Genomic DNA, 860 nt, shown 5'->3' with positions numbered 1-860 from the left:
AAGCGGAATAATTTCTAAAGAATACAACATTAAAAAAGCTAAATTCTTAGCAGTTAGAGGGCCACAAACACGAATGCATTTAATAGAACAAGGCTATAGTGTTCCAGAAGTATATGGAGATCCAGCATTGCTATTACCAAGGTATTACAGTCCAAATATTAAAAAAGAATACAAAATAGGGATTATACCACACTATAAAGACTATAAAAAAGTAAGCGAATGGTATAAAAATGACGATACAGTATTATTAATTGATTTAATGACAAACAGTATAGAAGAGACTACAAATCAGTTTTTAAAATGTGAAAAAATAGTATCTTCATCATTACATGGCGTTATTGTATCTCATGCATATAATATACCAGCAGTTTGGCAAAAATTTTCTGGAGATGTTTTTGGAGACGATATAAAGTATAGAGATTATTTCGAATCTGTAAAATTAATACCATATCAGTCAGAAATTTTAGACTCAAAAATGAATATAGAAGCTCTAGAAAATGCTTTTAAAGGAAAAGATGTACTGCCAAAAGAAAATGTTATTTCAGAATTATGTGATGGATTAATGGAAGCATGTCCATTTAAAACGAATAAGTAGATGAAGAAAAAAGTATTTGTTTTCTTTCCAGATGGCGTAGGGTTAAGGAATTTCGCCTTTACAGATTTTAAAGATATTGGAGAACAAATGGGATTCGATATCCATTACTGGAACAACACTATATTTTCATTAAAAGATAATCTGGGGTTTAATGAAGTAAAAATAGAAGACCATACAACACACAAACTATTACCAATATATACAAGAGCTAGAAAACGAGCAGAATTAAATGTCTCTAGAGATAAATTTAATGATCCAGTATATC

The 860-nt window shown here is 29.5% G+C and carries 1 protein-coding gene and 1 pseudogene; both read left to right on the top strand.

The window, feature by feature from the left end:
- Positions 1-595, top strand: a 595-nt coding sequence (locus ACVC2P_RS00380; protein ID WP_452596505.1) for a polysaccharide pyruvyl transferase family protein, incomplete at its 5' end; no start/stop codon positions are given.
- Positions 596-860, top strand: a pseudogene (locus tag ACVC2P_RS00375) (UDP-glycosyltransferase); the annotation flags it as partial.

The sequence above is a fragment of the Pontimicrobium sp. MEBiC01747 genome (assembly GCF_053601635.1).
The sequence above is the reverse complement of the archived record's forward strand: the minus strand, read 5'-3'. Positions and strand labels throughout refer to the sequence as shown.